Origin of the sequence: Mucilaginibacter sp. UR6-11, from assembly GCF_020880695.1 — a bacterium.
Lineage (GTDB): Bacteria > Bacteroidota > Bacteroidia > Sphingobacteriales > Sphingobacteriaceae > Mucilaginibacter.
This window is the reverse complement of record NZ_JAJIWO010000006.1, coordinates 231,871-244,804: the sequence shown is the minus strand read 5'-3', so window position 1 is coordinate 244,804 and position 12,934 is coordinate 231,871. Positions and strand designations below refer to the sequence as shown.

Annotated in this window: 8 protein-coding genes; 5 read left to right on the top strand and 3 right to left on the bottom strand. The window is 44.4% G+C overall.

What is annotated here, in order from left to right:
* Positions 1-14: 14 nt before the first annotated feature.
* Both LJ658_RS15260 and LJ658_RS15255 read left to right on the top strand, forming a co-directional pair.
* Positions 15-1,070 (top strand): LamG domain-containing protein, encoded by a 1,056-nt coding sequence (locus LJ658_RS15260; RefSeq protein ID WP_230547392.1) that lies wholly within the window; start codon positions 15-17, stop codon positions 1,068-1,070.
* A gap of 14 nt (positions 1,071-1,084) precedes the next feature.
* Positions 1,085-2,242: a glycoside hydrolase family 130 protein gene (locus tag LJ658_RS15255; protein WP_230547391.1), complete on the top strand. Its 1,158-nt coding sequence runs from the start codon at positions 1,085-1,087 to the stop codon at positions 2,240-2,242.
* A gap of 28 nt (positions 2,243-2,270) precedes the next feature.
* On the opposite strand, the gene LJ658_RS15250 is transcribed toward LJ658_RS15255, so the two are convergent.
* Genes LJ658_RS15250 through LJ658_RS15240 form a run of 3 tightly spaced genes read right to left on the bottom strand, consistent with a single transcriptional unit; the run spans position 2,271 to position 7,126 of the window.
* Positions 2,271-2,633, bottom strand: a complete 363-nt coding sequence (locus LJ658_RS15250) for a hypothetical protein (protein WP_230547390.1) — start codon at positions 2,631-2,633, stop codon at positions 2,271-2,273.
* A 35-nt stretch (positions 2,634-2,668) separates the two neighbouring features.
* A complete protein-coding gene (locus LJ658_RS15245; RefSeq protein ID WP_230547389.1) occupies positions 2,669-4,918 on the bottom strand; it encodes a GH92 family glycosyl hydrolase in 2,250 nt (749 codons plus the stop codon).
* 3 nt (positions 4,919-4,921) lie between these two features.
* Positions 4,922-7,126 carry a GH92 family glycosyl hydrolase gene (locus tag LJ658_RS15240; protein ID WP_230547388.1) on the bottom strand — a complete coding sequence of 735 codons (2,205 nt, stop codon included), beginning with the start codon at positions 7,124-7,126 and terminating at the stop codon, positions 4,922-4,924.
* Positions 7,127-7,509: 383 nt separating this feature from the next.
* On the opposite strand from LJ658_RS15240, the gene LJ658_RS15235 reads away from it, so the two are divergent.
* From LJ658_RS15235 to LJ658_RS15225, 3 genes are read left to right on the top strand one after another with little or no spacing between them, the layout of a single operon-like run.
* Positions 7,510-8,700: a glycoside hydrolase family 172 protein gene (locus LJ658_RS15235; RefSeq protein WP_230547387.1), complete on the top strand. Its 1,191-nt coding sequence runs from the start codon at positions 7,510-7,512 to the stop codon at positions 8,698-8,700.
* Positions 8,701-8,749: 49 nt separating this feature from the next.
* The gene (locus tag LJ658_RS15230) at positions 8,750-11,326 is read left to right on the top strand and encodes a GH116 family glycosyl hydrolase (RefSeq protein WP_230547386.1); all 2,577 of its coding nucleotides are present in this window, start codon (positions 8,750-8,752) and stop codon (positions 11,324-11,326) included.
* A gap of 18 nt (positions 11,327-11,344) precedes the next feature.
* The gene (locus LJ658_RS15225) at positions 11,345-12,931 is read left to right on the top strand and encodes an aldehyde dehydrogenase (NADP(+)) (RefSeq protein ID WP_230547385.1); all 1,587 of its coding nucleotides are present in this window, start codon (positions 11,345-11,347) and stop codon (positions 12,929-12,931) included.
* Positions 12,932-12,934: the final 3 nt, after the last annotated feature.

The following is a 12,934-nucleotide window of genomic DNA, read 5'->3' as shown; positions in this document are numbered from 1 at the left end:
TTAAAATAGTAAAAATGAAAAACCTCAAAAAATATATGGCAATGATCTTTGCGGCAGGCGCGGTCATGCTTTTGATAGGGTCCTGCAAAAAGAGTGAAAGTCAGGCCGACTATAATTCTAATAAAGCGGCCCTTAGTTTGCAGATTGACTCTGCACAAAATTTATATACTACTGCGGTTGAAGGTAAGGCAGCAGGTAATTATTCTATAGGGTCTAAAGCAGTGTTAAAAACTGCGATAGATCTGGCTAACGGGGTTAAAACAGGGCGTTTTACCCAGCAGGAAGTTAATAATGCCCTGGCAAATTTAAAACGTGCCGAATCAGCCTTTAAAGCAAATATCATTCAGGAAGTGTCACCGGATAACCTGGTAGCCTACTGGAAATTTGATGGCGATACCAAAGACGCATCGGGTAATGGCCACGACGGTGTATTAAAAACAGGCTGGGTTGGTAACTCGGCTGCTACAGCTGTAGACGGAGGGACTTTACCCGTTTTAACTACCGACCGGGCCGGCGCAGCCAATAAAGCTTATAGCTTTAACAATGGTGCCTATGTAGAAGTCCCTTATGCGGCCAGCTTACGCCCCGCAAGCTTCACTTTAAGTGTGTGGGTTAAGGTTGCAGCCACTAATGCTGGTAATTACATCTTTTCGCTGGATCGCTGGAATGGTTATAAATTTCAACTCCAATCCAACAACTTCCCGTTCATCACTTTAAATACTGATGCCGGATATCATGATATTGATGATAACCCGGGGGCAGTTCCAATTGGCACCTGGACACATGTTGCTGTTTCTTATACCAATGGCACTGTAGTGTTTTACATCAATGGGGTAGTGGTAAAAACAGTTAGCTCGCCTGGTACACCGTTACCGTTGCCGGTAATTACCAATTTGGCTATCGGTAATGAAATGCCAAAAACAGCTTATAATTTTACTGATTCTTCAAGTTCGCAGTATTTTTATGGTGCGAGTTATTTTATGGGAGCAATTGACGACATGAGGCTTTATAATAAAGTATTGAGTGTTTCAGAAGTCCATTCTATCTACGTAATGGAACAACCTAATTAATTTTATTGATGCTTATGAAAAATTATTTAAAAGCAGGAGGCGTTTTATGCCTCCTGCTATTTACCCAATATAGCTTTGCGCAATCTACAAGTAACCGGTTGCCGTCCTGGGCTTTCGGTGGGTTTAAACGCGTCGAAAAAGTTAACCCAATCATATCACCCGATACTAACTCCCGCTTTATTGACCCGGTGAGCAGGAAATCGGTTCTATGGGAGGCGAATGATACATTTAATCCCGGTGCCGCTATAAAAAACGGTAAAGTTGTGGTTCTGTACCGGGCCGAGGATCTTTACGGTACAGGCATAGGTTTCCGCACGTCCCGCCTGGGTTATGCCGAAAGCAGCGATGGCGTTCGCTTTAAAAGAAGGCCTGCCCCGGTACTTTATCCGGCAAATGATATGGCTAAAAAATATGAATGGCCCGGAGGCTGCGAAGATCCGCGCGTGGCGGTAACAGCAGGAGGGACGTATGTTGTTTTCTATACAGAATGGAATCGTGATGTGCCGCGTTTAGGGGCAGCCACCAGCCGTGATTTGATCCATTGGACAAAAGCCGGACCTATGTTTCGGAAAGCATACGGCGGAAAATTTTTTAATATCGCCAGTAAATCGGCCTCGATATTAACAAAGGTAGTTAATGGTAAACAGGTGATCGTCAAAATTAACGGCAAGTACTGGCTTTATTGGGGCGAACATCATGTGTATGGTGCAACCTCAACAGACCTTGTTAACTGGGCCCCCGTAGTTGATAGCCGTGGTAAATTGAAAGAATTGATGTCGCCAAGGGACGGCTATTTTGATAGCGATTTAACTGAATGTGGTCCGCCGGCTTTAATGACCGACAAGGGCATCATTCTTTTCTACAACGGAAAGAATAAACCGGCTGCAGGCAGGGATCCCCGCTTTACCGCAAATTCATATTGCGCGGGCCAGGCTTTGTTTGACAGAAAGGATCCGTCCAAATCAATCACCCGTCTTGATGTTCCGTTCTTGCGCCCGATGGCTTCTTTCGAAAAAAGCGGCCAGTATATAAACGGAACGGTTTTTATAGAGGGGATGGTTTATTTTAAACAAAAATGGTTCCTGTATTATGGCTGTGCCGATTCAAGGGTAGCGGTTGCGGTTTATGACCCGGCTCATCCGGCATTGCCAGACCCTGTTGGAACAAAATAAGCTGATTTATTTGCGATTGAGTGGCTGTTTAGTCCCTCAATCGTAAATTTTGTTCAACCGGCTGTTCAATCACCAGGCTCCTGTTTTCGTCAAGGTCTACTTCAATCGCGCCGTGATTATTGAAGACATCTACCGCTTCCTGAGCTTCCCGAACAGAGGCTGCATGAACAGTTACAATAGAGCCGCTCCGGCCTAAAGACGCATAATGACCCGCTTTTTCTTCATCATTAAAAAGATGGCTGAAAAAAGCGCCGATACGATCTGTTTCGGGTACGTCGTCACCCTGGGTATGGGTATCAACATCTTCACTTTTAAATTCATTAGCCAACAGGTAAGAGCTGGCCTGCTCTGCAAGTTCTGTGTCTGAAAATATGCCTATTACTGTTATCATTTCTAAACAATGAATAAAACGCGCAATTGTTTTTTTTACTCAAATGTTTCCGGATTTACATTAATTGCAGAGGGAGGTGCGTCGGCAACCCCGGCTCCCCAGTTTTTGTTTGGCCTGTCGCCCATTTGTAATATAAGCACGCCGCCCTTAAACAAATCGGCGTGAGTGAACCAGGGTTTATCCAGCGGTTTGCCGTTAAGCGTTGCTTTTTGTATATAAACATTCGCTTTAGTATTGTTAAGCGCCTTAACTGTAAATAATTTTCCTGATGGAAGTTTAATGGTCGCCTCTGTAAAAGACGGGCTGCCGATATTATAAACCGGAACACCTGGTGTAACCGGAAAAAATCCCATCATGGAAAATACAACAAATGCTGTGGTACCACCACCGTCTTCATCGCCCGGTATGCCAAAGACATTGTCCGGGTACCAGGCGTCAATAAGCATGCGGATACGTTTTTGCGTTTTCCATGGTGCGCCCAAATAGTTATATAAGTAGGGAATATGATAGCTGGGTTCATTACCCATTACAAATTGCCCAACCATTCCGGATGCGTCAGGTTGATTTAACCAAAACAGGAATTTCGGTAATCCCAGGTCCTCACGAAATAGTTGATCCAGCTTAGCCTCGGCCTTTTGCCGGCCCCCCATTTTCTCAAACAACCCTTTTAAGTCATGTTTGGGGGTCCAGTTATAGGTATAAGAGTTGTTTTCCGTAACATACTCCCTGCCTAACAATTTGGTGTTGTAAGGGTATATCCAGTTACCTGCCTTATCTTTTGGCCAGACAAATCCTTCTTTTTCATTATAAACATTTGCGTAATAGCCTGCTCTTTTTAAAAACAGTGATTTGTCCTGCGGATAGCCCGCAGGTGTAGCCAGTTGAGCAATGGCCCAATCACAGATACTCCATTCTAATGTAATAGAAACGCCTTCATTGCCCCGGCCTTCCCACCATTTATCCATATCTACGCCGTCTTTGCTTCCGCGCTCTTCCGGGTGGGTAGAGTAGAGGTACCCGTGTTTATTATAAAATGAATCAATAGCCGTTGCCGGGCCGTTTCGCCACGGTAACAGCGTTCCTTCAAGCGAGTTTTTCTTTAAACCCTCATAAGCGGTTTTAACGTCAAATTTTAATCCTTTTGCCCAGGCGTCAGCCATCCATGAAGCTGCATGATTGCCGGTCATTGCCGGCCAGTCACCAGTGGCTAAGGCAAATGCCGGCATCCATCCGCTTTGTTTATACATGGTGAGGTAGGAATTTATTTTTTTTACCTCCTGTTTCGGGTCTAAAATGGTATGCAAAGGTTCTTCGGCTATGTACATATCCCAGATCCAGTTGTCTACAAAAAATGGCTCATTACTTTGATGTACCTGGTGATCATAAGCGCTGTAATATTGGCCGTATTCGTTGATATCCACCATCCGCTCATAAGTGCGGTAAAGCGATGTGTAGAATGTGCGTTTTTGTGCTGCGGTCCCGCCTTTTATGGTGATTTGATCTAATTTTTTATTCCAGATACTTTTTGCTTTTTCTTTAACTGCGTTAAAGTCCCAACCTGGTATTTCAATACCAAGGTTTGTCTTTGCCTGTTCTATACTGATGTAAGAGATGCCATATTTGAACTTTACCAACTGGCTTTTAAATCCGGCAGCCAGGTGTTTTTTATCGGTCTCGTTTTGATAATTTATTTTAGCGATATCCCGGTCCGTTTCGGCATAGAAATAGGCCGTTATACCTGAAATGCTTTCGGTACCGGTTATTATTCTTTCACCCAACTGCCAGACGCTGCCGGTATTACCGTTTAACCCGATTTTGAGGTAATTTTCATGCACGTCTTTAAAATTGACCTCAAAAAAGCCGCTTTTTGCCGCCGCGGTAAATTTAACTGTCATACCGTTGTCTTCATCTTCGGCCTGGTAATAATAAGGGGTTGTTTTTTCAGTTGCTATCGTAAACTTCTTTCCCCAAAAACCATCATTCTGTTTGCCTTTTAACGGCAGAAAAGAAAACGCATATTCGGTACGGTGCGATACCACATTCAACGGAAAAAAACTGATCTGGTCATCCAGTTGATCCTGCTTCATCGGGAATACCCGGAGCATGGAATTAGGCAGGTGAACAAGTGGCCGGGTAGGCTGTAACACAATACCCGACCCACCAATACCCGGATCAACATAATCTAACGGGGTTATGCCTTTTGATATTGGTTTTTGCTGCGCGATAGTAACTGGTCCTGTGCACAGTAAGATGATAAGTGCCGGTAAATAATTGTGTCCTTTCATCAGCTACCATTTATTATTTAAGTAAAGCAAATCGCCGTCTGATGGCGGGGCATCTTTTATCGCCGAACCCCAGTTACGATTGGGCCGGCTACCCATTTTGAAATTGATAGTGGCACCGTTAACTAAATCGGTATGTGCAAACCATGGTTTGTTTAACCGGGCGCCGTTTAGCGTAGCGCTCTGAATATATTTATTATCAGCCGAGTTATCAGCCGCATTAATAGTAAATACCTTACCATTTGGCAGGTTGATAGTAACTTTGGTAAATACCGGGCTGCCTATATTATATACCGGTATACCCGCTGTTACCGGGAAAAAACCCATCATGGAGAAAACAACAAATGAGGTCATGCCGCCACCGTCTTCATCGCCGGGTATACCAAAGAGATTGTCGGTATACCAGGTGTTTAACAGCATTCTAATTCGTTTTTGGGTCTTCCACGGTGCACCCATATAATTATACAGGTAGGGGATGTGAAAGCTCGGCTCATTACCCATTACAAATTGGCCAACCAAACCCGAAGCATCAGGCTGCGTTTTCCAGAAGATAAATTTTGCGGTCCCAAGGTCTTCTCTAAATAATTGATCCAGTTTGTTTTCCGCTTGTTTAGTGCCGCCCATTAAATTAAACAAACCTTTAAAATCGTGCTTAACGACCCAGTTATAGGTATAAGCGTTATTTTCTGTAAAAAATTCCCTTCCGGCTGATTTGGGATCCATATCTATCCAGTTACCATCTTTATCTTTTGCCCACATAAAGCCCTTGTCTTTTCTATATACGTTCCGGTAATTTTTAGATCGGGACATAAACAATTCCTCATCTTCAGGCAGATTAAGTTCGGCGGCAAGCCGGCTTATATTCCAATCGCTAAAACTATTCTCCAGGGTTACAGATACAGCCTGGCGTTTCTCCCATACATTTTCAACCTGCGGCACCGTTTCTGCCTCACCATAATGTAACCCGGGCATATAGCCGTGTTTATTGTAAAATGAGTCAAGTGCGGTAGCTGGTCCGTTGTTCCACGGTAATAATGTAGCCCCGACGGAGTTTTTTCTTAAACCGGCATAAGCTGTTCTCAGGTCAAAGTTTCTGATTCCCTTAAACCAGGCATCGGCTATCCACGAAGCGGCATGATTACCGGTCATGGCCGGCCAATCGCCAAATATTAACGCAAATGAAGGCATCCAGCCGTCTTGTTGGTACATGGTAATATAGGAACTGATCTTATCGGCCTCTTTAGCCGGATTCAGGATCATTTGCAACGGACCTAAAGCTATATAGGTATCCCAGATCCAGTTATCTACAAAAAAAGGCTTATTGCTTTGATGTACCTGGTGATCAAAAGCACTGTAATATTGGCCGTGTTCGTTTATATCAACCATGCGCTCATAACAGCGGTAAAGCGACGTATAGAACACCCGCTTTTGCGCCGTTGTGCCGCCTTCTACATTGATTTGAGACATCACTTTATCCCATTCGTGATAAGCTGTGGTTTTAACCTTATTGAAATCCCATCCCGGTATTTCCAGCCGTAAATTTTGTTTAGCCTGTTCAATGCTGATGTACGATATGGCATATTTAAAGCTTAATTTTTGGGGCGCTTTAATTAACATGCCTTTTGTTTTAGTAACGGCTTCCGAAATATCGGCATCGGTTTCTGCATAGAAATAAGCTTTCATTCCTTTAAAAATCTCGGTGCCGGTTAGTACCCGTTTACCGGCCACCGTTATTTGTCCACTTTCGTTAAGAATGCCCATTCTTAAATAGTTATTGCTGTTATCTTTAAAACTGATCTTGAAAAATCCGCTTTTTTCTGATGGTGAAAATTCGATCAGGTTGCCTTCGTCACCCAGTTCCGATCTGTAATAATAGGGTGTAAGTACCTCATAATTATAAACCTGTTTTTTGTCCCAAAGTAAATTCCTGTCGGCCCCGCTAACCGGCATAAAGCTAAACAGGGAAATAACCCGGTGTGAGGCTATAGTGAGCGGGAAATAAGAGATCTGATCGTCCAGCGCATCCTTCCTGACTGGGAATACTCTTATTAACTGGTTGGGTAGTTGAATGGTTGGCCGCGTGGGCTCCAGTATAAGCCCTACACCGCCGATTGCCTGGTCAACATAAACTAAGTTTGATTTTTTTTGCTGCGCGATAAGACTGCAGTTAATTAACAGCAAACAGGCGAAAACCACGTTGAAGTTTTTCATTTGATACTCTTTTATAGGAATATTAGGTTACTGGTTTACTGGTCTGCACGGTTTAATGCTGAACAACCGGGGTAAATATAGAGGAAAAAAATTATATCTTGTATATACAACTTACCGAGCTCTGTTTTTACGTTTATAGGTAACTCAAAATGGTAACAACTGTTATTTTTCAATAATCCGCCAATAATTACCTGCCGCTAAACAGTATTATGTTGTCTTTCTTAAATTAATTAAATGATATGATTTATAGCTCTTCGCCCGTTATTTAAAACCAAAATGCCAATATTATATCAAAATTAGCTAGTTATTGAAAGTTTTTGATTGGTGTTTGTTCTTTCTTTGTATTAATATTATAAACCAATATTGTAAACCTTAATTAAACGATGAAAAAGTTACTTTTTATCCTAGCCGCTGTTTTGCTGGTTTTTAACTGCTATGCGCAGCAGAATGAAAAATTTAATGGCCTTGATATGAATCTGGGCAATTTATCAAAGCTGTCTGATGCACAATCAAGATCTATAAGCCCTGAAAATTTTACCGGCGAAAAAGGTAAAGGCGGAATGGCCGATCCCCTAAAAGATAAAGGCAAACGTAATGTTGCAAACGCATCAGGCGCTGCGCGTGATTTAGGCCAGGGATGGAAAGTTAATCCTTATATCATAATTAATCCCGGCGAAACTATAACTATTGCCGAGATGACCGGCCCGGGCGCCATTCAGCATATCTGGATGACGCCTACCGGTAACTGGCGCCTGTCAATCCTTCGTTTTTATTGGGATGATGAAACCGAACCATCAATAGAGGTTCCGGTAGGTGCTTTCTTCGGAATGGGCTGGAATGCCTACTCGCCGCTAAACTCATTGCCGGTAACGGTAAACCCGGGTAGTGCGTTTAACTGCTACTGGAAAATGCCGTTTCGTAAAAAATGTCGGATAACTATGGAGAATATGGATGACCGTGCCATGAGCTTATATTATCAGGTAGATTATACCTTAACCAAAGTTGCTGATAATGAAGCATATTTTCATGCACAATTTAGAAAGTCTAAACCGGGCGACGGTTCTGTATATACCTTACTTGACGGTGTTAAAGGCAAAGGCCAGTATGTGGGCACTTATATGGGTGTTGACGTAAATAATAATGGCTGGTGGGGCGAAGGCGAGATCAAGTTTTTTATGGACGGCGATTCAAACTTCGCTACGATAGTTGGTACCGGTACAGAAGATTATTTCTGCGGATCATATGACTTTGATACACGTAAACGAAATGCCGCCGGGGTAGAGGAGGTTAGTTATACCGAGTTTTCTACCGCTTATACCGGTATGCCGCAGGTTATTAAAGGCGACGGGCATTACCAGATCAGGCAGCGTTTTGGGCTTTACAGGTGGCACATACAGGATCCTATCCGTTTTGATCGTGATTTAAAAGTGACCATACAGGATCTTGGCTGGAAATCAGGCGGAAGATATTTGCCGCAACATTCAGATATCGTGTCTGTGGCGTTTTGGTATCAGGCAGGCCCTCATGGCCAGTATCCCAAACTACCGTCAAAAGATGAATTAGAGATCAATTAACAAGCGTTTAATAAGTTCCGTCAAACTAATATAAACCGATATACCTTATATGAAAACCAGATCAGACAGGCGAATATTCCTCAGGAATTTGGGTGTAGGGGGAGCCGCTGCGTTTTTACCTTTTGGAAGTGTTAAGGCATCCGGCAACGAAAATTCCGAAGCCAAAACAACTATTATTGATAACGCGAAGCGTAAATATAATACGCTTTATACAGGCCGGTATTTAAACCGGGTAGCATTTCCTATCGGTGGTATTGGGGCCGGTATGTTTTGCCTGGAAGGTACCGGGGCCATATCCCATATGTCGGTACGTAATAATCCCGAAGTATTTAATGAGCCTGCCATGTTTGCAGCCATTAGTATAAAAGGATTAAAAAACAGTGCCAAGGTTTTAGAAGGTAAAGTGCCGGCCTGGAAGAAGTTTGGCCAGCGCGATTCTGGGCTTGGTGGTACCGGGGGCGCAACCTGGGGGTTACCCCGCTTTGAAAGGGCCGAATTTACAGCACATTTCCCTTTCGCTGATATAACATTGACCGATAAGGACGTTCCCTTACATATTGAGATAAAGGGCTGGAGCCCGTTTGTTCCTACCGATGCTGATAGTGCCAGCCTGCCGGCAGGTGGGCTGGAGTATCGTTTCAAAAATACAAGCTCCAAAACAGAAGAATGTGTTTTCTCTTACAATAGCCGCAACTTTATGGAGCAGCCGGGTGCAAAAAATTCGGTTAAGTCAATAAAGAATGGCTTTGTTTTGTCTGCCGGAGGCACCAAAGATGATTCGCAGAAGCAAGGCGACTTCGCCATTTATACAAATGATAACGCGACGGTGGTTGATCATTGCTGGTTTAGAGGAGGCTGGTTTGACGGGCTGACGATGGCCTGGAAAACCATAGAGCATGCAGATACAAAAAACACCCCGCCTGTGGATAAGGATGCGCCCGGCGCGTCGCTGTTTGTACCATTTACTTTAAGGCCCGGCGAAGAAAAGACCATACGTTTAATGATGGCCTGGTACGTGCCTGACACTAAGCTGCATATGGGCGATGTTGACCCGGCCGACAGACAAAAAGTGGATAATGATCCTTTATTAAAATATCATAAACCGTGGTACAGCAGTAAGTTTAAGAATATAGAGGAAGTTGCTGCTTATTGGAACAGCAATTATGCTGATCTGCGAAAAAAAACCAAGCTCTTTACAGATGCATTCTATAAAAGTACACTGCCCGCCGAGGTAACCGAAGCTATTGCTGCAAATCTTACCATTTTAAAATCGCCAACAGTATTAAGACAATATGACGGCCGGTTTTGGTGTTGGGAAGGCAGCGGCGACAACTGGGGCAGCTGCCACGGATCATGCACGCACGTTTGGAACTATGCGCAGGCGGTATCGCATTTATTCCCGTCATTGGAGCGCAGCCTGCGGGATACCGAATTTAATGAAAGCCAGAATGCCGAAGGGCACCAGATGTTCAGGTCGAACCTGCCGATTACGCGTGTTGTCCATAATTTTCATGCAGCATCTGACGGGCAGCTCGGCGGGATCATGAAAGTATACCGTGAGTGGCGCATTAGCGGCGATAATGAATGGTTGAAACAAATCTATCCAAAAGTACAAACCAGTTTAGACTACTGCGTTAAAACCTGGGACCCCAAAGGTAATGGTGTTATACAGGAGCCGCATCACAATACTTATGATATAGAGTTTTGGGGCCCAACCGGTTTTGCTACCAGTTTTTATTTAGGCGCATTAAACTCATTAATAACAATGGGTAAATTCCTGAATAAGGATGTGCAAAAGTACGAAACACTATATGCCAAAGGCAAAGCTTACATGGAAAGCGCGTTATATAATGGCGAATATTTTTTCCAGAAAATAGAGTGGAAAGAACTTCAGGCGCCGGATCCAACGAAGGTGCAATCATTCGCTACACAATATACCCCCGAGGCATCAGCTTTGCTTGAAAAAGAAGGCCCTAAATATCAATACGGTACCGGGGTATTATCAGATGGTGTAATGGGGGGCTGGCTATCACGGATGTGTGGTTTAGGCGACCCGCTGGACGCGGCAAAAATCAGGAGCCACTTAAAGGCTGTGCACCGTTATAACCTGAAAGCCAATCTGCGCGAACACGCCAACCCGCAGCGGCCTACCTACGCAATTGGCGATGAAGGGGGCCTGTTGCTTTGTTCATGGCCAAATGGAGGGAAACTTTCTTTGCCCTTTGTTTACAGTAACGAAGTATGGACAGGGATTGAGTACCAGGTTGCATCGCATTTAATGCTGATGGGCGAAGTTGAAAAAGGTTTGGAAATTGTACGTGCCTGCCGCGACCGTTATGATGGCGAGGTGCGTAACCCGTTTAATGAATATGAATGCGGTCATTGGTATGCAAGGGCTATGTCAAGCTACGGGATGTTGGAAGGTTTAACCGGCGTGCGTTATGATGCCGTGAATAAAGATTTACATGTCGACTCCAAAATAGGCGATTTTACAAGCTTCCTTTCAACCGCTACGGGGTTCGGCACGGTTACGCTCAAAGCCGGCGTGCCATTTTTAGATGTTGCTTATGGAAGTATCCCGGTTAATAAAGTTATTGTTTCGGGGACAGTGAAGAAATTGGGATAATAGCCCGCAAAATTATTTATGAAAATTACAGGAAAACAAATAATAGGATACGCTAAAACCACCGGCGGATCGGGGACTTTTAAGAGCTCAATAGTTACGGAAGATAATTCGGGCCCGTATACTTTCGACGAAGGTTCGATAGCAAATGTAGATGAGGCCGCAAAAAAAGCCACATCGGCATTTAAAACTTATAAAATATTGCCCGCGGCCGATCGTGTTAAGTTCCTGGAAACCATCGCCACTGAAATTAACAGCATCCGCGAGGCACTGGTGGCGATAGCGATGAAAGAAACCCACCTGCCCCAGCCAAGGCTGAACGGCGAGGTTGACCGTACCATCAACCAGATAAATTTATTTGTTAATCTGCTAAAAGAAGGCTCATGGGTAAATGCAATTATTGACAGGGCCAACCCGCAAAGACAACCCTTGCCTAAGCCGCATATCTGCCAAATGCTGCGGCCTTTGGGCGTCACCGCAGTATTTGGAGCAAGTAATTTCCCGTTTGCTTTTTCTGTAGCCGGCGGCGATACGATCTCCGCTTTGGCAGCCGGGTGCCCGGTTGTTTACAAGGCGCATTATGGTCACCCGGTAACTTCTGAATTAGTTGGGAATTGCATTGCAGAAGCCGCCAGGAAAACCGGCATGCCTGACGGGGTTTTCTCTTTAATACAGGGGCAGACAACCGAGTCGGGTAAAGCGCTGGTAACACATCCGTTAATTAAAGCCGTTGGCTTTACGGGTTCATTGGCAGGTGGCCGGGCGTTATTTGATCTGGCCGTTAAACGTGATGAGCCAATACCGGTTTATGCCGAAATGGGCAGCGTCAACCCGGTTTTTTTGCTGCCGGGGATGCTAAAAGAAGACGCCATTGGTGTTGCTAAATCGCTGGTTGCCTCAAATACAGCAGGCGTGGGCCAGTTTTGTACCAACCCTGGTATATTACTGATGATCAAAGGCGCCGATACCGATCAGTTTTTAACTCAATATGCTGCTTCACTTGCCGATGCGGCGGGCGGTTCAATGCTTACCGCATCTATTTATGATGCTTATTGCCAGGGCATTTCTAAATTGAAATCCTCACCGACATTAAAATCGTTGGGCACAGGTGTTTCAGACGGCGAAAACAAAGCATTGCCGAATGCCTTTAAGGTGTCGGGTGCAGACTTTTTGAAGGATAAAGCCTTATTTGAGGAACATTTTGGACCGGTGGCTTTACATGTCATTGCCGAAAACGCCGATCAGCTGCTTGAAATCGCAGAACAGACACCAGGGCAGCTAACCACAAGCATCTGGGCCAACCAGGATGACGTGGCCGGGTTTAAAGACCTGTTTGATATATTGCAGGAAAAGGCGGGAAGGTTGATGATCAATAATGTACCTACCGGTGTTGAGGTAACGCATGCCATGCAGCATGGCGGCCCTTATCCGGCTACAACTGATAGCCGCTCGACCTCGGTTGGTTCACAAGCTATCTATCGTTTTGTCAGGCCGGTGTGCTATCAAAACTTCCCGCAACAATTATTACCTGCCGAGCTTCAAAACGATAATCCGCTTAAAATATGGCGCAAGGTTGATGGTGAGTTAACAAAAGATAAAGTGGCGTAAAGA